Here is an 18,637-nt window from a genome sequence, read left to right on the forward strand (position 1 = left end):
GGATTGCCTCCAGCGCCACCTTGGCCTTGAATTCAGCCGAATACCGTTTCCTCGTCGTCTTCATTCCCGTCCATTCCTCAGGTCGGGATTAGCTTAGCACCCTGTCCGAATTTCCGGCACCACCTCAGCCGGAGACGATCCGGCACGCGCACACGCAGATGATATATTCCGTTGCGACGTTGAAGGTGTGGTGCACGGCTTCCGCTCATGCGGCGCGCGCCGGTCGATAGCCCCACCAAGACTTCTGCGCTGACCCTACCGATATTTTACCCTCGGTAGCAGGGAAAGTGTTGCAGAGTGTGTAGCAAAAAGTCGGCGGACAGGGAAGTCCCTTGTCAGAAACGCTGAATTTGTGGGCTTTCCCACAGAAAATGGTGGGCAGGGCTGGATTCGAACCAGCGTACGCTCGCGCGGGCAGATTTACAGTCTGCTGCCATTAACCACTCGGCCACCTGCCCATCGTCGCGGTTTCTTGCGATCCCGTACGAGAGAGGGTGCCAAATGGCGAAACGGCGCTTGCCTGTCAATGCCTCCCGCGCATAAATGCGCGCATCATGAAAAGAGGCCATCGCACAGGTAAGCCGAAGGGCGGGTTTCCCCGTTTTTACGGCCGTCACGCAGTCATCGCAGCGCTTGCGAACCCCGATAGGACGGTTCGCAAGATCTGGGGCACACGGGAGGCGCTGGGCGCGCTCGACCTGCCGCCCGTCCTTCCCATCGTCTATGCCGACGTCGCCGACCTCGGCCGCATGGTGCCCAATGATGCCCCGCATCAGGGCATCGTGGCCGAGGTGGAGGCGCTGGACGACATCTGGCTGGGCGACCTTCTCGAACGCGGCGTGCCCGAAGAGGCGGAACGCCGCCCTCTCCTCGTCCTCGACCAGGTGACGGACCCGCATAATGTCGGCGCGATCCTGCGCTCGGCCGCCGCATTCGACGCGCTGGGCATCGTCACGCAGGACCGACATGCCCCGCCCGAATCGGGCGTCATCGCCCGCGCGGCATCCGGCGCGCTGGAATTCATCCCCTGGGTCCGGGTGGTGAACCTGTCCCGCGCGCTCGACGAGATTGCGGAGGCCGGTTACTGGCGCATCGGCCTCGACGGGGAGGCGGACAGCACGCTCAGCGAGGCTCTGGTCCCCGGCCGCGTCGCGCTGGTCATGGGGGCGGAGGGCGACGGCCTGCGCCACAACAGCGTCCAGCATTGCGACACGCTCGCCAAGCTGCCGATGAGTCCCCGCATGGAAAGCCTCAATGTTTCCAACGCCACCGCCATTGCGCTATACGCCTGCATGACGCGCTGATCCACGCGCGGACGCCACAAGGGGAGGCGATGATGGGCTATTGCGGCAGGCTGTTGACGACACTGGCCCTCCTCCTCCCCCTTTCGGCGTGCATATTGACGCCCGGCAAGTTCACATCCACCCTCGACATCGGCCGGGACCGCAGTTTTACCTTCACCTATGTCGGCGAAGTCATCGCCCCGCCGCCGAGCAGCCTGCCCGGCAAAATCGGCGATGACGACGCCAGACCCTCCCCCAATCGCACCGCCGGCGCGAAAGGCCCCGCAAAATCCGAATCAGCCAGCGACAGGGCGCGGATGGTCGCACTGGCCGATACGCTGGCAAAGGAGCATGGCTATCGCTCCGTCAAATATCTCGGCAACTATCATTTCGCCGTCGACTATGCGGTATCAGGCAGGCTCACCCATGGCTTCGTCTTTCCGTTCAACATCGACGGGGAGGTCGTCATCCCCTTCCTGGCCATCGAACTGCGCGGCGCGGACCGGGTGCGGGTCAAGGCCCCCGGCTTTGCGAATGACGACAGCCGCGGTGGCGGGGAGATGGGCGCGGCGCTGGGCGGCCTTGGCGGCGCCGGCGATGCAAAGGCCAGCGAACTGGACGGCAGCTTCACTCTGACCACCAATGCGGAGATCATCAGCCAGAATCTGGAGAGTGGCCCCACCACCCTGCCCAACGGTCGTCGACAGATCATCTGGCGCGCCACGCCGGAAACGAAAGACGCCCCCACCGTCGCCCTGAAATTCGACGCCCTTCCCTGAACGGGCAGGGCCGTCACGGGCGTGCGATTCCAGCCCGCAACGAGTATAAATCCGGCCGTCCTGAGCGTGTCGAAGGACGACCCACGCGCCATGCCCGCCCCCCCCCCCACCCAATAGAAAAGGCGCGAAACCCGTCGGTCCCGCGCCTTCTGTCCTGTCCGTCCGCGCGCTTCCCCGCCCGGACCCGCATAGCCTGCCGATCAGTCTTCCGGCGCGATGGTGATGGTTGCGCCGTCCAGCGCCGCCGTCACCGGCACCTGGCACGACAGGCGGCTGTTGGCCTTGCGATTGTCGGACGTGTCGAGCAGGTCGTTCTCGTCCTCCGAAACGGGGTTCAGCTTGTCCGCATAGCCTTCGTCGATATAGACATGGCAGGTCGCGCAGGAACAGCAGCCGCCGCACAGCGCCAGCAGTTCGTCAAAGCCATTGTCCCGGATGATCTCCATCACCGTCAGGCCTTCTTTCGCCTCCACGGATTTGCTTTCACCCGTCTGCGAGACGATATTCAGTAACGCCATCATTATCTCCCCGGAAATCGTGGGCGATCCTATGAGTGAAGAGCCTATGAAAATCAATTGGTGCAAACATGCTTGACGGTCCCGCGTTGCGAACCGCGCTGGACCAACTGGCCGCGCTGGAACCAGGGATTTCAGAGGGTTTGCGCCGTGTGGGCTATCCCGAACCCCGCCTGCGGGTGCGCGGCTATGAGACACTGATACGCACAATTATTGGCCAACAGGTCAGCGTCGCCTCCGCCGCAGCCATCTGGCGCAAGCTGGAGGCGGCGTTTGGGGAGGGCGTTCCCGCCGCGGCGGTGCTGGCGGCGGACCATGATGCGCTGCGCGCCTGCGGCCTGTCGCGGCAGAAACAGGGCTATGCCCGCAGCCTTGCCGAACTCACCCTGTCCGGCGACCTCGATTTCGCCAGCCTGCCTGCCGATGACGAGGAGGCCATCGCCCAACTCGTCCGCATCAAGGGGATCGGCCGCTGGTCGGCGGAAATCTATCTGTTGTTTGCGGAAGGGCGTGCCGATGTCTTCCCGGCCGGTGACCTTGCCGTGCAGATTGAACTGGGTCGCCTCCTCGGCCTGCCCGAACGGCCCAGCGAGAAACAGGTTCGCACCCTCGCCGAACCATGGGCGCCCTGGCGCGGCGCGGCGGCCATCTTTGCCTGGCACCATTACAACACGCCGGTTCTATAGCATCCGACCGACCCGCCAGCGGCCCGGCGCGTCAGAACTCGACCTCCAGTTCCTCCATCTCTTCCGGCTCCGCCAGCGCCGCCGCGACCCAATCGCGCATCGGCGTCCATTCGGCCAGGGTGGCGCAATAGGCGGCGCTTTGCGGCGACAGCGCCACGGCATAGGTCAGGAAGCGGCGCGTCACCGGCGCATACATGGCGTCCGCCACCGTGGGCGCGGCCCCGAACAGATAGGGGCCGCCATAGCGCGACAGACACTCCTGCCAGATCGCCTCGATCCGCTCTATGTCCGGTTTCGCGCCCGAAAAGACGGGGAAGCTCTTGTGCGTCACCTTCAGGTTCATCGGCAACGCGGACCGCAAATTGGTGAAGCCCGAATGGATTTCCCCTGAGATCGACCGGCAATGCGCCCGCGCGATCCGGTCCACCGGATAGAGGCCCGCCTGTGGATAGAGTTCGTTCAGATATTCCGCGATGGACAACGTGTCCCACACGCTCGCCCCCTCATGCGTCAGGCGCGGCACCAGCACCGATGGCGACAGCAACAACAGCTCTGCCCGATTGTCCGCATCGTTGGGCGCGGGCAATTCCTCCACCTCCAACCCGGCAAGGCGGCACAACAACCACCCCCTGAGCGACCATGCCGAATAGGTCTTGCTCGAAATCGTCAGCTGGGCCGTGGCCATCCCCATGCCTCCTGCGGCAAAATGCCCCAAACATGCTTGCATCGCAAAATGATGCAGTGCAGCATGAAATCATAAAAGCCGGGTGTTGAAAAGCCGAATCACTGTTCGTCATCCCGGCGGGGGAAAGACTCGATGCTCTACCAAGGCTATCAGGCCGTGCAGGACATGATCGAACCCATGCGCCGGGCGGCGCGGGCGGCGGTCACGTTCCGGGAGCAGCATGTCGGCGACCTCGCCGAATGGCCCTTCGCCAAGCGTTTCTTCGCCGCCTGCGACGTCTTCGCCGATGCACGCATGACGCATGACCGCCCCGCCTTCCGCATCGACGAGGTCTTGTGCGGCAACCGGATGGTCCGCGTGCGGGAGGAGGTCGCGCTCGACCTGCCCTTCGCCACCCTCCTCCATTTCGCCAGGGACGATGTGGAGACGCCGCAGCCCAAGATGCTGGTGGTCGCGCCGCTATCGGGCCATTTCGCGACCCTGCTCAGGAGCACGGTGCAGACGCTGCTGCGCGACCATGACGTCTATATCACCGACTGGAAGAACGCCCGCGACGTGCCCCTGTCCGCCGGACGATTCGGGCTGGAGGATTATGTCGATTATGTGATCCACTTCCTCCAGGAACTCGGCCCCCGCTCCCACGTCCTTGCGGTGTGCCAGCCCTGCGTACCCGTGCTGGCGGCGGTGGCGATCATGGCGGAGGAGAAAGACCCCAGTGAACCGCGCACCATGACCCTGATGGGCGGCCCGGTGGACACCCGCATCGCGCCCACCGGCGTCAACGAACTGGCCATGGCGAAACCGATCGAATGGTTCGAGGAGCAACTCATCTCCCGCGTCCCCTTCCCCCATGCGGGCATGGGCCGGGCGGTCTATCCCGGCTTCATCCAGCTCAGCGCCTTCCTGTCCATGAACATGGGCCGCCACACCGACCAGCATCGCAGGCTATACCGGCATCTGGTCGATGACGAACTGCCGGAGGCCGCGAAGATCAAGGATTTCTACGACGAATATTTCGCAGTCCTCGACCTTACCGCCGAATTCTATCTCGAAACCATCGACTGGGTGTTTCAACGGGCGCTGCTGGCCAAGGGCGAGATGACCCACCGCGGCCATCCGGTGAACCCCGCCGCGATCCAGCGCACCGCCCTGCTGACGGTCGAGGGCGAGCGGGACGATATTTGCGGCGTCGGCCAGACGGCGGCGGCGCATACCCTCTGCTCCAGCCTGCGCCCCCATCTGAAACGCCACCATCTCCAGCCGGGGGTGGGCCATTATGGCGTCTTCTCCGGCTCGAAGTGGGAGAAGCAGGTCTATCCGCAGGTCCGCAATCTGGTGCTGGCGATGAGCTGAACCGGGAAGGACCGGCGGGGGTTCAGGCGGCCTGCGTGACGCCGATGTTCAACCATGTATGGGCGGCGTTTTCTGACATGAAGAAAGCCGCTTCCTCCGCCGTCTTGGGCTTGCCCTCCACCTTGTCGAGGCTGTGCGAGACCAGGATCGCGACCCGGTCCCCCTCGCGAAAATGGCACCGGCCGACGGCCAGCAGGTCATCGGCCCGCCCGTCGACCAGCACGCGCAGGCCGCGATGATCCCATAGCAGCCGGATGGCCCCGCGTTGCCGCGCTGCGGTCAGCTCCCGGTCGAGTTCCCGGCACAGAATCTTGACCTCGCTGTCCCCCAGCACGCCGGCGACGCGGCACACCACATATCCACGGGTTTCATCAAAGCCGACTTCATATGCTGCCATGGCATCCTCTTCCCACGCGACACGGACGCCGCACCAATGCCGGTGCGTATCGACCGAACGTCGTCCGCCTCTGCCACAACAGGGGTTGAAAGATGGTTTCCATCCCACCCCTTTTGTGGAGTGGCAGAGCGCACCTTGGCGAGCCGCCCAGCGCCGCCCGAACCGGGGCCATCCTCTCTAGGCGTTGCACCTTGTCATCAGCAACGCTAAGGGCGCTCGATGGAGTATGTCAGCACACGCGGCAGCGCACCGGCGCTCGATTTCGAGAATGTGACCCTCGCGGGTCTCGCAAAGGATGGGGGGCTGTACCTCCCGTCCGAATGGCCGCGCTTCAGCCGCGAGGACATTTTGGCCCTGCGCGGCCTCTCCTATGTCGAGACGGCGGTGCGGGTGATGACGCCCTTCGTCGCGGGCGCGCTGGATGAAGCGGAACTGCGCGAACTGTGCACCTCCGCCTATGGCCGCTTCTCGCATCAGGCGGTGACGCCGATGGTGCAGCTCGATCATCAGCACTGGCTGCTCGAACTGTTCCACGGCCCGACGCTGGCGTTCAAGGACGTCGCGCTCCAGTTGCTCGGCCTGTTGTTCGAACGTTTCCTGTCGCGGCGCGACACGCACCTCACCATCGTCGGTGCGACGTCGGGCGACACCGGCTCCGCCGCGATCGACGCCGTGGCGGGCCGCGCCAAGGTGGACATCTTCATGCTGCATCCCGAAGGCCGCGTGTCCGACGTGCAGCGGCGTCAGATGACAACGGTGCTGTCGCCCAACGTCTATAATATCGCGATCCAGGGCAGCTTCGACGATGCGCAGGCGCTGGTGAAGCGCATGTTCAACGACCCGGAGTTCGCGGGCAAGTTCAACCTCTCCGCCGTGAACAGCATCAACTGGGCGCGGCTGATGGCGCAGATCGTCTATTATTTCTACGCCGCCGTGCGCCTCGGTTCGCCGAACCAGAAGATCGCCTTCGCCGTGCCCACGGGCAATTTCGGCGATGTGTTCGCGGGCTATGTCGCGGAACGCATGGGCCTGCCCATCGAGCGGCTGATCGTGGCGACCAACGTCAACGACATCCTGCACCGCGCGCTGGCCGACGGCGACTATAGCCAGGGCAGCGTCACCGCGACCGCCACGCCCAGCATGGACATTCAGGTCAGCAGCAATTTCGAGCGGCTGCTCTTCGACGTCGGCGGCCGTGACGGACTGGCGCTGGCCGAGCAGATGAAGGGGTTCGAGGCGACGAAGGCGATGCGCCTGACCAACGCCCAGCGCGAAGGGGCGTCCAGCCTCTTCTCTTCCGCGCGCATCGACGGCGACGCGATGGCGCAAGCGATTCGCTGGGCCTATGACGGGTCCGGCGAGGTGATCGACCCGCACACCGCCGTCGGCCTTGCCGCCGCGCGGGAAGCGGGCATCGACCCGGCGATCCCGGTGGTGACGCTGGCGACCGCCCACCCCTCCAAGTTCCGCGACGCGGTGGAGCGGGCGACGGGCGTGCGTCCGACCCTGCCCAGCCGCCTCGGCAATATCTTCGACCGGGAAGAACGCTACGCCAAGCTCAGCGCCCACTATGCCGAAGTGACCGCCTATATCGCCGAGCGCGCCACGCCCCGGAACGGCTGATCGGCCCATGGCTGATCCTGTAACCCTCTCGACCCTCGTCGGTGAGCCGTGGGACGACTATGGCCTGATCGACAGCGGCCATGGACTGAAGCTGGAACGCTATGGCGACTATTGCTTCATCCGGCCGGAGGCGCAGGCGCTCTGGTCCCCCGCGCTGGACGACTGGGCCGCCCATGGCGCCTTCGTCCCCGGATCGGACGAGGACGGCGGCGGGCGCTGGACCTATGAGAAGCCGGTGCCGCAGGGCGGCTGGCCGCTGTCATGGGGCGAAGTGACGTTTCAGGCGAGTTGCACACCCTTTCGCCATCTCGGCTTCTTTCCCGACATGGCCCCGGTCTGGGGCTGGATGCGGGAGAAGCTGGCGCCGGTCGACACGCCGCAGGTGATGAACCTCTTCGGCTATACCGGTGTCGGCACGCTGGCCCTGTCCCATGCGGGGCAGGGTGGCGTCGCGTCGCTGACCCATGTCGATGCGTCCAAGAAATCCGTGGCGCAGGCGCGGGCCAATGCGGCGCTCTCCGGCATGACGGAGCGGCCCATCCGCTGGATCATCGACGATGCGGGCAAGTTCGTCGCGCGCGAGGTGCGGCGCGGCAAACGCTATGACGGCATCCTGCTCGACCCGCCCAAATATGGCCGCGGGCCGGATGGCGAGATTTGGCGGCTGGAGGAAGACCTGCCGCGCCTGATCGCGGAATGCCGCCAGCTTCTCGACAAGGACAGCCGCTGCCTGTTCCTGACCGTCTATGCGGTGCGTATGTCCGCGCTGGCCATCGGGGCGATGCTGGCCGAGCATCTGGGCGACCTGCCGGGCCGGATCGAATGTGGCGAACTGACCGTGCGCGAAGAAGCGCGGGGACGACTGCTGCCCACCGCCATCTGGGCGCGCTGGTCGCAGGACTGAAGAACCGCCCTCCCCCTACTCCCGCCCGGCCCTGAGCGCCGCGCCGCCCGCGAAGGGTGCTATGGCGACGAGGATCAGGGCGCTGGCGGCCAGCAGCTTGAGCGCCGAACCGCTGTTCGCGCCCAGCGCCCCCGCGCCAAAGATCAGCAGCGGCACCGCCAGCGGAAGGACCAGCAGGCCCGCCAGCGCGCTGCTGCCCCGTAATCCCGCCGTCAGCGTAGCGGTCAGCAGAGCGAGCGCGGCAAGCCCCGGCGTGCCGATCAGCAACGAGATTTCCAGCCGCAGCAGAACCTCCCCCGGCAATTGCAGCAGCGCGGCGGCGGGCAGGCAGGCGAGCAGCAACGGCGGACCGAAGTTCAGCCAATGGGCGACCAGCTTGGCCGCGATGATCGTCTCGTCGCGCGCGCCGCGCAGGATGAGCTGGTCGAACAGGCCGGACTCCCGATCCGGCTCGATCAGCCGGTCGATGGGCAGCAGGCTGGCGAGCAGCGCCGCAACCCACAGCATCCCGCCGCCGGTTGCGGACAGCAGCGTCGGCCGGGGACCGAGCGCGAAGGGGATCAGCGTCGCGACCATCAGCACGAAGATGACAGGTATGACAACCGAACCGCCGGTCCAGGACCGGGCGCAGTCGCGGCGGATGATGGCGGCGATCATGCCTCCCCCTCCCCCCCGTCATCGGGCAGGTCGTCCGGCCCCGCCACCGGACGCGACAGGGTGAGCGCCACCGTCTCGCGCAGCGGCAGGCCCTGATGCGAGGCGGCAAGGATGATGCCGCCCTGTTGGAGATGACGCCCCATTGCCCGGTCCAGCAGGGCGAGCGAGGCGGTGTCGAGACCATTGGCCGGTTCGTCCAGCAGCCAGACCGGCGCGCCCGATGCGATCACACGAGCCAGGACAGCCCGCTTGCGCTGGCCGGTGGAGAGCATATGGACGGGCACGTCCGCGAGCGGGGCCAGCGCCATCGCCGCCAGCGCATCCGCAACGCCCGTGCCCCCCGCGCCATGACCGTCGATCCCCGCCCAGAAGCTGAGCGCCCGCGCCAGCGGCTGGTCCATGTCGAGCGCCATCCGTTCATCGGCCAGCGCCAGCGCGCCCGCCACCGCCACGCTGCCCGCAAAGACGGGCAACAGGCCGCAGATCATGCGCAGCAGGCTGGACTTGCCAATGCCGTTGGGACCGCCGACCAGCGCCGACTGGCCGGACGACAGGGTCAGGTCCAGACCGGCGAACAGCACGCGCCCACCGCGCCGGCAGGCCACCGCGCGCAGGTCTATCCGCGCTGCGGGGAAACCAGTCGGCCCGCCATCCGTTGCTTGACCAGTTGCGTCCATCGCCGCCACATGGCGCATGCGCCCCGCTCTGCCAAGTCTTCCGTGGGCCAAGTCCTGCCGTGGGGCATGGCCGGAGCAGGGCGAGAGCGCGAAGCACAAGGGAGACGGTCATGGCCGCACAACTGACGGAAAGCGAACGTGGCCTCCTGCTGGGCGAGCTCAGCGGCTGGACGACGACGGAGGACGGCACCGCGATCAGCCGCGCCTTTCAGTTCACCGGTTTTTCCGAAGCCTTCGCCTTCATGGCGCGCGTCGCGCTGCTGGCGGAGAAGATGGACCATCATCCCGACTGGTCCAACAGCTATAACAAGGTCGAGATCAGCCTGACCTCCCATGACGCGGGCGGCCTGACCCGGCGGGATGCGACGCTGGCGCGGGCCATCGACGAGCTGGCGGGGTAAGGCTGCCTGCGGTCGGGGCAGGCACAGACCGCGCTGTCTCTCGGAGAGCAGAAACAGCGCCCTCTCCGGAAGGAGCGGCAGGCAAAGCATGTCCCCGGACCCGATCCGGGGCAACGATCGGGCAATCAGCATTGCCCCCTGCCCCTCCAATCCCCCACCGCTCAGTTTCCGCCGCGCTGACGCTCCTGCCCCTCGCCGGGGTCGATCACGCCATTCTTGTTGGCGTCGGCCGCGTCGAACCGGTTGCCGGCGGCGGTGCGCGCTTCCTGCGACGTCACCTTGCCATCCTTGTCCAGGTCCATCCCGCTGAACATGCCCTTCGCCCGTTCCGGCGAGACGGGGCGGCCGCTCTCCTCCGCGCGCCTGGCCAGCGAAGCCTCGACCTCCGCCGGGGTAACGACGCCGTCCTTGTCCGCGTCCAGTCCGGCAAAGCGGGTATCGGCCTGCTCCAGCGCGCGAGCGCGGGTCGCGCCCTCCTGCTGGGCCTGCGCCGGGAGGGCGATGGCACTGACAGCGGCGGCGATCAGGACGGGAACGGCATAGTTCATCGGGCGATACTCCATATCGGGATCGGCCCTGCTACCGCGCAAATGTATCACAAATTTGTCAGAATCCCGCCCCTTGCCGCAAGGCCGGGGGTCGCCGTTCAGGCCGCCCCGCGCCGCCGATAACGCAGCGCGAGCGGATAGATGATGACCGCGACACCCGCGAACAGGAACCATTGCACCGCATAGGCCAGATGATTGTTCGGCACCTCCGCCGGATCGGGTCGGGGCGACGGCTTCAGGCCGATCTCGCCGGTGCGGGAGACGATCATCAGGCGCAGCGGCACCTTCTGGCCCAGCCAGCGCGACAGGGCGCTGCTGCTGTCCGGTTCCCACATCGCCGTGCCCGACACATCGCCGCCGGTCCAGGCGGGCGCGGCCTTCGGGTCCGGCGTCATGCCGATGTCGACGATCAGCCCCGGCCCCTCCGCCCCGGTCGCGCAGGTGGCGATCCGCCGCCAGCCAGGGCGACCGCCCGGCATCGCGCCGCCCTTCGTCTGCCAGCCGGTGACGCGCAGGCAATGGGCGCGCACGGTGCGGAACAGATAGCTCTGGTCCGTGGGGTTGGCGGGATAGGCGGTTTCCGGCAGCGACAGGTTGGCGCGATACTGCGCCAGCGCCGCCGCCTTCTCATGCCGCCGGTCGAGTTGCCAGACGCCCAGTGCGATCATGATCGCCACCGCCAGCGCGACGACGAGGGTGGGGATGAGGGGGATGCGGCCGGTCATGCGGCGGTCGTCCTTTCCGGCGCGATACGCCCTTCGCGCGCCTGGTTGCGATATTCGAGGATCAGCAGCGCCGCCTTGGACAGGCGCAGGCAATAGACGACCAGCAGGCTGGTGAGCGGCACCCAGAGCAGGATATGCACCCAGAAGGGCGGCTCCACGCTGAGTTGCAGCGTCAGCGCCAGCGCGACGATCAGCCCGCCGACGATCAGGATCAAGAAAGCCGCTGGGCCATCGCCCACGTTGAACTGGCTGAAATCCAGTCCGCAGGCGCGGCAGCGGTCGGCGAAGCGGACCCAGCCCGCAAACAGGGGGGCCTTGGCGCAGCGCGGGCAACGGCTCGCGAGGATCGCAGGGACGAGCGGCGCCTCGGCAGGCGGCGCGGCGGCCTGCGCGGCGGGCATCGGCTCCACACTCTCGTTCAGCGGTGGTTCGGGGTTCGGGGTCATGGCGTCCTTATGGCCGGTCATGGCCCCCAACGCAAAACGCATCCGAAGTGGTCCCCCGGATGCGCCGTGCGTTGCAATGATGTCGGGTGGGATCAGCCGCCGTGGACCGCTGCGCCCCAGCCACCCCAGACATAGATGGCGATGAAGAGGAACAGCCACACCACGTCGACGAAGTGCCAGTACCAGGCCGCCGCTTCGAAACCGAAATGCTGGCGCGGGGTGAAATGGCCCTTGTAGGTACGCACCAGGTTCACGATCAGGAAGATCGTGCCGACCAGAACGTGGAAGCCGTGGAAGCCGGTCGCCATGTAGAAGGCCGAGCTGTAGGGCGAGCCACCAAAGGGGAAAGGCGCGTGCACATATTCATACGCCTGGATCGAGCTGAACAGCAGGCCGAGCAGGATGGTGCACCACAGGCCCTTCTTCAGCCCGTCACGGTCGCCATGGATCAGCGCATGATGCGCCCAGGTGACGGTGGTGCCGGAGCACAGCAGGATCAACGTGTTGAGCAGCGGCAGTTCGAACGCGCTCATCACCTCGATGCCCTTGGACGGGAAAGCGCCCTCGATCGGTGCGAGCTGGCTGGGGAACAGCGAGAAGTCGAAGAAGGCCCAGAACCAGCCGACGAAGAACATGACTTCCGACGCGATGAACAGGATCATGCCATAGCGCAGGTGCAACTGGACCACAGGCGTATGGTCGCCATGATTGGCTTCCTTCACCACATCCGCCCACCAGAAGAAGAAGGTGGCCAGGACGCCCAGCAGGCCGAGGAAGAAGGCCGCGCCGCCATGGGCATATTCATGCATCCACATCACCGCGCCCACCGCCATGATGAACGCGGACGTCGCGCCCATGAGCGGCCACGGGCTGGGTGGCAGGATATGATAGTCGTGGTTCTTGGCGCCAGCCATGCGTTTATTCCCCATTTTTCGTATCGCGGCCCATTTCCCTGACGCGCGATGATCGGTCCTTAGCCTTGGTTTCCGTCCTTCTCAACCGGGTAGAAGGTGTAGCTCAGCGTTATTTCCTGAACATCCTTATTGTCCTGGTCGTCGAGAATCTTCGGGTCGATGTAATAGAGCACCGGCATCCGCACCTCCTGCCCCGGCTGGAGGGTCTGCTCGGTGAAGCAGAAACATTGAATCTTGGCGAAATAGGCGCCCGACTGGTCCGGCGTCACGTTGAAGGTCGCCCGGCCCGTGACCGGCTTGTCCGACAGGTTTCGCGCGATGAAGATCGCCATCTGCTTCTGCCCGACGCGCACCGTCTCGATCCGCTGCTCCGGCTTGAACTCCCAGGGCATGCCTTGTGCGATGTTCGAATCGAAGCGGATCGACAATTGGCGACCGGTGCCCGCGCGGCCACCCGCCGCGATGGCGGCCAGTTCCGATTCGCTGCCCCGCATGGTGGTGCCGCCAAAGCCGGTCGCTTGGCAGAACATGCGATAGAGCGGCACCGACGCGAAGCCGACGCCGAACATCAGGAAGGCGACGGCCAGCGCGATCTTGGCGGTGCGTCCATGCTTCATGGCGTCAGTGACTCAGCTTCGCGAGGGTGATCCCGAAGAACAGGATGACCATGGCGATCAGGACGACGGCGGTCGCGATGGAGCGCGAACGCTGGCGGGCGCGGATGGCGCGCTGTTCCTCCGGCGTCATGCTGCCAGCACCCAGCGGTCGGCAACGACCGCGCCGAACAGGATGAACAGGTAGAGCATGCTATATTTGAACAATCGCCGCTCCGGCTTCATGTTCGCCGGGTCGTCCTCCCGCCGCAGCGAGACCTGGAGCGCCATGGCGGCAAAGACCAACGTACCGACCAGCGCGGTAATGCCATAGACCAGGCCGGTCAGCCCCAGCAGGACGGGGGCCATGGCGGCGACGCCCATGATGCTGGTGTAGAACAATATCTGCCGCCGCGTCACCACTTCGCCCGCTACGACGGGCAGCATCGGGATGCCCGCATTGGCATAATCCATGCGCACGAACAGCGAGAGCGCCCAGAAATGCGGCGGCGTCCAGAAGAACACCAGAAAGAAGAGTGCGAGCGGCAGCATACCGATGTCGCCCGTGACCGCCGCCCAGCCGATCAACGGCGGAAACGCGCCCGCCGCGCCGCCGATCACGATATTCTGCGGCGTCCGCGGTTTCAGCCACATGGTGTAGACGAACACATAAAAGGCGATCGACACGGCGAGGATGCCCGCGGCCAGCCAGTTGGTGGCAAGGCCGGTCAGCAGCACCGAGAAGACGCTCAGCCCCACGCCGAAATGCAGCGCCGTCTCGCGCAACATGCGCCCCGCGGGCAAGGGACGGTTGGCGGTGCGCTTCATCAGCAGGTCGCGGTCCGCCTCATACCATTGGTTGAGCGCCCCCGCGCCGCCCGCGCCCAGCGCGATGCCCAGGATCGCCGCAAAGCCGAGGATCGGATGGATATGGCCCGGCGCGGCCAGCATGCCGCACAGGCCGATGAACACGACAAGGGTCAGCACGCGCGGCTTGGTCAGCGCGACCAGGTCGCGCCAGTCCGCCGGCATCAGGGCCGGGTCGATGGGCGTGAACGCATTGGCGGGAACGGAAATAGTCACCCTACACCTCGATCATGATCTGGCGGCGGCAAGGGGCCGAACCGCATATGCGGGACAGGGAGAGCAGCATCACGCCGATCCCCCTGACCCGTCTTGTCTGTCGTCCGGTGGCGGCCACCCACAGGGCGCCGCCATCGCGCGGCCGTGTCAGTCGATGACCGGCAGCGTTTCGAACTGGTGGTAGGGCGGCGGGCTGGACAGCGTCCATTCCAGTGTCGTGGCGCCCTCGCCCCATGGATTGTCGCCCGCCTTCTTGCCTGCGGCAAAGGCCCAGATGATGTTGATGAAGAAGATCAGCACGCCGACCGCCATGATCTCATAGCCATGGCTCGCGATCCCGTTCCAATAGGCATAGGCCTGCGGATAGTCGGGGATACGACGCGGCATGCCGCTGAGGCCGAGGAAGTGCATGGGGAAGAACAGCAGGTTCACGCCGATGAAGAACACCCAGAAGTGCAACTGGCCCAGGAACTCGCTGTACATCCGGCCCGACATTTTCGGGAACCAGTAGTAGAAGCCAGCGAAGAGCGAGAAGACCGCGCCCAGCGACAGAACATAGTGGAAGTGCGCGACCACATAATAGGTGTCGTGCATATTGTCGTCCACGCCGCCGTTCGCCAGCACGACGCCGGTGACGCCGCCCACGGTGAACAGGAAGACGAAGCCCAGCGCCCAGACCATCGGGGTCTTGAAGCTGATGGAACCGCCCCACATCGTCGCGATCCACGAGAAGATCTTGACGCCCGTGGGAACCGCGATGACCATCGTCGCCGCCGTGAAGTACATCTTGACGTTCACGGTCATGCCGGTGGTGAACATGTGGTGCGCCCACACGACGAAGCCGACGACACCGATGGCGACCATGGCATAGGCCATGCCGAGATAGCCGAAGACCGGCTTGCGGCTGAAGGTGGAGATGATCTGGCTGACGATGCCGAAGCCCGGCAGGATCATGATATACACTTCGGGATGGCCGAAGAACCAGAACAGATGCTGGTACAGTTCGGGATCGCCGCCACCGGCCGCGTCATAGAAGGTGGTGCCGAAGTTACGATCGGTCAGCAGCATGGTGATCGCCGCGGCCAGAACCGGCAGGGCGAGCAGCAGCAGGAACGCCGTCACGAGAACGGACCATACGAACAGCGGCATCTTGTGCAGGGTCATGCCCGGCGCACGCATGTTGAAGATGGTGGTGATGAAGTTGACCGCGCCCAGGATCGAGCCTGCGCCCGCGATGTGCAGCGAGAGGATCGCGAGATCGACCGCCGGACCCGCCGAACCACTGGTCGACAGCGGGGCATAGACCGTCCAGCCGGTGCCCGCGCCATTGCCCGTGCCGCCCGGCACGAAGCTGGAGCCGAGCAGCAGCAGGAAGGCGGGGATGAGCAGCCAGAAGCTGACATTGTTCATCCGCGGGAAGGCCATGTCCGGCGCGCCGATCATGATCGGCACGAACCAGTTGCCGAAACCGCCGATGATCGCGGGCATCACCATGAAGAAGACCATGATGAGGCCGTGCGCGGTGATCAGCACGTTCCACAGGTGGTAGGCCTGGTCGAGCGTGGCGGTCGGGCCATCGCTCCACTGCGCCCACAGGTGCAGATACTGGATGCCGGGCTGGGCCAGCTCGGCCCGCATCAGGCCCGAAATCGCGCCGCCGATGACACCGGCGGTGATCGCGAAGATCAGGTAGAGGGTGCCGATGTCCTTGTGGTTGGTCGACAGGAACCAACGGGCGAAGAAGCCCGGCTTATGGTCCGCGTCATGATGGTCGTGCGCGTGGCCGTGGCCACCGTCCGCCGTGATTGTCGTGCTCATTGGCTAAACCCTATCAATTTGCAGCAGCGGCGGCTTCGGCCGGCTTTGCCGTGACCGAACCACCCTGCGATGCCACCCACTGCGCGAACTTGTCCTGCGGCAGCGCCTCGATTGCGATCGGCATGAAGCCGTGGCGCGCGCCGCACAGTTCCGAACACTGGCCGTAATAGACGCCGGGACGGTCGATGGTGAACGTCCGCTCGTTCAGGCGGCCGGGGACGGCGTCGATCTTGACCCACAGGGCCGGGACCGAGAAGCTGTGGATGACGTCCGAACCGGTGGTGATCAGCTTGATCGGGCGACCGACCGGCAGAACCAGGCGGTTGTCGACGGCCAGCAGGCCCGGCTCGCCATTGGCGACGGCCTTTTCCGGCGGCAGCATGTTGGAAACATATTCCGCGATGCCATTGTCGGGATACTCATAGCCCCAGTACCACTGGTAGCCGGTGACCTTGACGGTCAGCGCCTCCTTCGGTGCGGGCTTGAACTGCTTTGCCAGCAGGTCGATGGACGGGATGGCGACGCCGACGAGGATCAGCACCGGGCCGAGGGTCCAGATCACCTCGATCGCGGTGTTGTGCGACACCTTGGACGGCACCGGGTTCCGACCGGCGCGGAAACGGAACATGACGTACAGCAGCAGCACGAGCACGAAGACCGAGATGATCGTGATGAGCGGCAGCAGGATGCCATTGTGGAACCACAGGGCATAACGGCCGTTCGCCGTAACCTGCTCCTGAAAGCCCAGCTCCTTCGCCTGGGGCTGACCGATGGTCGGCTCCGGCTTCAGTTGCTCCGGTGCCGCGACCTTCGCCTCGGCCTTGGCCGATTCGGCGGGTGCCGCGGCGTTCGCAGCCGCAACAGGCGCTGCCTCATTCGCGACGGCGGCCGTAACCGGCGCCTCCGCGGCAGGCGCCTGCGCCATGGCGCCGTGCGCGCCGATGGCGAGCAAGCCCGCAAAAACAATGGATTTCGCTATATTCATGTCCGCTCGACCTACCCCGTTGCCGAGCCGGCGGTTTTCGCCATCCGCCGGGCCGTTTATGCTATTTCACGCGGCGGCTTATAGGGACGCTTGTCCCATGCCTCAAGCAGGGAAATCGCCTTTTTCTTTCTGTTGATTGCAGCCGTCCGGGCCACTATCTCCGCGCCAAAGGATATTGAGGTTGCATAGAATGACGGAAGACGAGGTTCTGGCGGAATTCCGGGCGGCGGAAGCCCTTCTGCAAGGGCATTTTATCCTGTCCTCCGGGAAGCATAGCGCCAATTACCTGCAATGCGCCCGCGTGCTGATGAACGCGGACCGGGCCGGGCGGCTGGCGGTGGCGCTGGCGCAGAAACTGCCCCGCGACATTCGCAGCGGCATCGACCTGGTCGTCTCGCCCGCCATGGGTGGCATCATAATAGGGCATGAGATGGGCCGCGCGCTGAATGTCGACGCGGTGTTCCTGGAAAGGCCGCATGGCACGTTCGAACTGCGCCGGGGCTTTGCTATCCGGCCGGGGCAGAAGGTGCTGATGGTGGAGGATGTCGTGACCACTGGCCTGTCCTCCCGCCAGGCGATGGACGCCGTACGCGAGGCGGGCGGCATCGTGGTGGCGGAGGTCGCGCTGGTCGACCGGTCGGGCGGCGACGCGGACCTAGGCGTGCCCTTCTATCCACTCGTGAGCCTGAACTTCCCGGTCTATGACGCCGACGATCTGCCGCCGGAACTCGCCGCGGTCGAGGCGACGAAACCGGGCAGCCGCAAGGTCTGACGCGGGGCATGACGCTCTCCCCTCCCCCGGCCTCCGACGCGGCGCTCCACCCCGCCGATTCCCGGCCCGACGCCCTGCGGCTGGGCGTGAACATCGACCATGTGGCGACGATCCGCAACGCGCGGGGCGGCCGCTATCCTGATCCGATCCGCGCCGCGCTGATGGCGCAGGCGGCGGGCGCGGACGGCATCACCGCCCATCTGCGCGAGGATCGGCGGCACATCATCGACGAGGATATCGGCCATCTGATCGGCGCGATTTCGCTCCCCCTCAACATGGAGATGGCCGCGACGGAGGAGATGGTGCAGATCGCGCTGCGCCATCGCCCCCATGCCGCCTGCATCGTGCCGGAACGGCGCGAGGAGGTCACGACCGAGGGCGGACTGAACGCCGCGGGGCAGCATAACCACCTCAAGCCGCTGATCGCGCGCCTCTCCGACGCGGGGATTCGCGTCAGCCTGTTCATCGAGCCGGACCCGGCGCAGATCGAGGCGGCGCTGTCGCTGGGCGCGCCGGTGATCGAGCTGCACACCGGCAAATATGCGCATACGGAGGGCGAGGAGCGCGCGACCGAGCTGCGCCGCATCGCGGACGCCGCCGCGCTGGCAGCCAAGAACGGGATCGAGACCCATGCCGGCCATGGCCTGACCTTCGACAATGTCGTCCCCATCGCCGCCATCCCGCAGATCCGCGAACTCAACATCGGCCACTTCCTGATCGCCGAGGCGATCTTTGACGGGCTGGGTCCGGTGGTCAGCCGGATGCGCGCGCTGATGGACTCGGCACGGTGAAG

General features: G+C 65.9%; 23 protein-coding genes and 1 tRNA gene. 9 read left to right on the forward strand and 15 right to left on the reverse strand.

All coding sequences use genetic code 11. The features are described 5' to 3' along the window. Positions 1-372: 372 nt before the first annotated feature. A tRNA-Tyr gene (locus LWE61_RS19795) sits at positions 373-458 on the reverse strand. Positions 459-554: 96 nt separating this feature from the next. Here LWE61_RS19795 and rlmB point away from each other — a divergent pair. Next, positions 555-1,304 carry a 23S rRNA (guanosine(2251)-2'-O)-methyltransferase RlmB gene (gene rlmB / locus LWE61_RS19800; RefSeq protein ID WP_234152373.1) on the forward strand — a complete coding sequence of 250 codons (750 nt, stop codon included), beginning with the start codon at positions 555-557 and terminating at the stop codon, positions 1,302-1,304. A 29-nt stretch (positions 1,305-1,333) separates the two neighbouring features. Beyond that, positions 1,334-2,062 (forward strand): hypothetical protein, encoded by a 729-nt coding sequence (locus LWE61_RS19805; RefSeq protein ID WP_407696276.1) that lies wholly within the window; start codon positions 1,334-1,336, stop codon positions 2,060-2,062. Positions 2,063-2,262: 200 nt separating this feature from the next. On the opposite strand, the gene LWE61_RS19810 is transcribed toward LWE61_RS19805, so the two are convergent. After that, entirely contained in the window at positions 2,263-2,580 is a 318-nt protein-coding gene (locus tag LWE61_RS19810; protein ID WP_234152374.1) for a 2Fe-2S iron-sulfur cluster-binding protein, read from the reverse strand. Positions 2,581-2,648: 68 nt separating this feature from the next. On the opposite strand from LWE61_RS19810, the gene LWE61_RS19815 reads away from it, so the two are divergent. Continuing rightward, positions 2,649-3,263 (forward strand): DNA-3-methyladenine glycosylase family protein, encoded by a 615-nt coding sequence (locus LWE61_RS19815; RefSeq protein ID WP_234152375.1) that lies wholly within the window; start codon positions 2,649-2,651, stop codon positions 3,261-3,263. 31 nt (positions 3,264-3,294) lie between these two features. On the opposite strand, the gene LWE61_RS19820 is transcribed toward LWE61_RS19815, so the two are convergent. Continuing rightward, entirely contained in the window at positions 3,295-3,948 is a 654-nt protein-coding gene (locus LWE61_RS19820) for a glutathione S-transferase (protein ID WP_234152376.1), read from the reverse strand. A gap of 132 nt (positions 3,949-4,080) precedes the next feature. Here LWE61_RS19820 and LWE61_RS19825 point away from each other — a divergent pair, with 132 nt between their 5' ends. Beyond that, a complete protein-coding gene (locus tag LWE61_RS19825; protein WP_234152377.1) occupies positions 4,081-5,301 on the forward strand; it encodes a polyhydroxyalkanoate depolymerase in 1,221 nt (406 codons plus the stop codon). Between the two features lie 22 nt (positions 5,302-5,323). Here the strand turns inward: LWE61_RS19825 and LWE61_RS19830 are convergent, their stop codons facing one another. Beyond that, positions 5,324-5,698, reverse strand: a complete 375-nt coding sequence (locus LWE61_RS19830; protein WP_234152378.1) for a lysozyme family protein — start codon at positions 5,696-5,698, stop codon at positions 5,324-5,326. A 219-nt stretch (positions 5,699-5,917) separates the two neighbouring features. On the opposite strand from LWE61_RS19830, the gene thrC reads away from it, so the two are divergent. Both thrC and LWE61_RS19840 read left to right on the forward strand, forming a co-directional pair. Next, the gene (gene thrC, locus LWE61_RS19835; protein WP_234152379.1) at positions 5,918-7,321 is read left to right on the forward strand and encodes a threonine synthase; all 1,404 of its coding nucleotides are present in this window, start codon (positions 5,918-5,920) and stop codon (positions 7,319-7,321) included. Positions 7,322-7,328: 7 nt separating this feature from the next. Beyond that, positions 7,329-8,225, forward strand: a complete 897-nt coding sequence (locus tag LWE61_RS19840) for a class I SAM-dependent methyltransferase (RefSeq protein WP_234152380.1) — start codon at positions 7,329-7,331, stop codon at positions 8,223-8,225. Between the two features lie 15 nt (positions 8,226-8,240). Here LWE61_RS19840 and LWE61_RS19845 read toward each other — a convergent pair whose 3' ends face one another. Both LWE61_RS19845 and ccmA read right to left on the reverse strand, forming a co-directional pair. Then, the gene (locus LWE61_RS19845; protein ID WP_234152381.1) at positions 8,241-8,882 is read right to left on the reverse strand and encodes a heme exporter protein CcmB; all 642 of its coding nucleotides are present in this window, start codon (positions 8,880-8,882) and stop codon (positions 8,241-8,243) included. Continuing rightward, positions 8,879-9,559, reverse strand: coding sequence for a heme ABC exporter ATP-binding protein CcmA (gene ccmA / locus LWE61_RS19850; RefSeq protein WP_234152382.1), 681 nt, complete (start codon positions 9,557-9,559; stop codon positions 8,879-8,881). The genes LWE61_RS19845 and ccmA overlap by 4 nt, the downstream gene beginning before the upstream one ends. Before the next feature lie 110 nt (positions 9,560-9,669). Between ccmA and LWE61_RS19855 the strand changes: the two genes are divergently transcribed. Further along, on the forward strand, positions 9,670-9,960 hold the full coding sequence (locus LWE61_RS19855; RefSeq protein WP_234152383.1) for a 4a-hydroxytetrahydrobiopterin dehydratase: 291 nt from the start codon (positions 9,670-9,672) through the stop codon (positions 9,958-9,960). A 161-nt stretch (positions 9,961-10,121) separates the two neighbouring features. On the opposite strand, the gene LWE61_RS19860 is transcribed toward LWE61_RS19855, so the two are convergent. The 9 genes from LWE61_RS19860 to coxB form a co-directional block, all read right to left on the reverse strand. Then, a complete protein-coding gene (locus tag LWE61_RS19860; protein ID WP_234152384.1) occupies positions 10,122-10,508 on the reverse strand; it encodes an EF-hand domain-containing protein in 387 nt (128 codons plus the stop codon). A 98-nt stretch (positions 10,509-10,606) separates the two neighbouring features. After that, positions 10,607-11,233, reverse strand: a complete 627-nt coding sequence (locus LWE61_RS19865; RefSeq protein WP_234152385.1) for an SURF1 family protein — start codon at positions 11,231-11,233, stop codon at positions 10,607-10,609. Further along, on the reverse strand, positions 11,230-11,634 hold the full coding sequence (locus tag LWE61_RS19870) for a DUF983 domain-containing protein (RefSeq protein ID WP_234152421.1): 405 nt from the start codon (positions 11,632-11,634) through the stop codon (positions 11,230-11,232). Before LWE61_RS19870 ends, LWE61_RS19865 begins: the two co-directional genes overlap by 4 nt. Positions 11,635-11,771: 137 nt before the next feature. After that, positions 11,772-12,593, reverse strand: coding sequence for a cytochrome c oxidase subunit 3 (locus LWE61_RS19875; RefSeq protein WP_234152386.1), 822 nt, complete (start codon positions 12,591-12,593; stop codon positions 11,772-11,774). 59 nt (positions 12,594-12,652) lie between these two features. Next, positions 12,653-13,210: a cytochrome c oxidase assembly protein gene (locus tag LWE61_RS19880; RefSeq protein ID WP_234152387.1), complete on the reverse strand. Its 558-nt coding sequence runs from the start codon at positions 13,208-13,210 to the stop codon at positions 12,653-12,655. A gap of 4 nt (positions 13,211-13,214) precedes the next feature. Continuing rightward, positions 13,215-13,340: a hypothetical protein gene (locus LWE61_RS20690; RefSeq protein ID WP_267961931.1), complete on the reverse strand. Its 126-nt coding sequence runs from the start codon at positions 13,338-13,340 to the stop codon at positions 13,215-13,217. Then, positions 13,337-14,218, reverse strand: coding sequence for a heme o synthase (locus LWE61_RS19885; RefSeq protein WP_234152422.1), 882 nt, complete (start codon positions 14,216-14,218; stop codon positions 13,337-13,339). Before LWE61_RS19885 ends, LWE61_RS20690 begins: the two co-directional genes overlap by 4 nt. A 198-nt stretch (positions 14,219-14,416) precedes the next feature. After that, positions 14,417-16,087: a cytochrome c oxidase subunit I gene (gene ctaD / locus LWE61_RS19890; protein WP_234152388.1), complete on the reverse strand. Its 1,671-nt coding sequence runs from the start codon at positions 16,085-16,087 to the stop codon at positions 14,417-14,419. 13 nt (positions 16,088-16,100) lie between these two features. Next, the gene (gene coxB, locus LWE61_RS19895) at positions 16,101-17,072 is read right to left on the reverse strand and encodes a cytochrome c oxidase subunit II (protein WP_234152389.1); all 972 of its coding nucleotides are present in this window, start codon (positions 17,070-17,072) and stop codon (positions 16,101-16,103) included. A 190-nt stretch (positions 17,073-17,262) separates the two neighbouring features. Here coxB and pyrE point away from each other — a divergent pair, with 190 nt between their 5' ends. Together pyrE and LWE61_RS19905 are read left to right on the forward strand one after the other, a co-directional pair. Then, complete coding sequence (gene pyrE, locus LWE61_RS19900; RefSeq protein WP_234152390.1) at positions 17,263-17,844, forward strand: orotate phosphoribosyltransferase; 582 nt, start codon at positions 17,263-17,265, stop codon at positions 17,842-17,844. 8 nt (positions 17,845-17,852) lie between these two features. Beyond that, entirely contained in the window at positions 17,853-18,635 is a 783-nt protein-coding gene (locus LWE61_RS19905) for a pyridoxine 5'-phosphate synthase (RefSeq protein WP_234152391.1), read from the forward strand. Positions 18,636-18,637: the final 2 nt, after the last annotated feature.

The organism is Sphingobium sufflavum, from assembly GCF_021403115.1.
In the GTDB taxonomy this organism is placed as follows: Bacteria; Pseudomonadota; Alphaproteobacteria; order Sphingomonadales; family Sphingomonadaceae; genus Sphingobium; species Sphingobium sufflavum.